Genomic DNA, 272 nt, shown 5'->3' on the forward strand with positions numbered 1-272 from the left:
CCGCCTGGGGAGTACGGCCGCAAGGTTAAAACTCAAATGAATTGACGGGGGCCCGCACAAGCGGTGGAGCATGTGGTTTAATTCGATGCAACGCGAAGAACCTTACCTACTCTTGACATCCTCAGAACTTTCCAGAGATGGATTGGTGCCTTCGGGAACTGAGAGACAGGTGCTGCATGGCTGTCGTCAGCTCGTGTTGTGAAATGTTGGGTTAAGTCCCGCAACGAGCGCAACCCTTATCCTTACTTGCCAGCGGGTAATGCCGGGAACTT

General features: G+C 53.3%; 1 rRNA gene. It reads left to right on the forward strand.

Annotation, left to right across the window (positions count from 1 at the left end):
* A 16S ribosomal RNA gene (locus LZP69_RS16455) occupies positions 1–272 on the forward strand; the annotation flags it as partial.

The sequence above is a fragment of the Shewanella sp. AS1 genome (assembly GCF_021412565.1).
Taxonomy (GTDB): Bacteria; Pseudomonadota; Gammaproteobacteria; order Enterobacterales; family Shewanellaceae; genus Shewanella.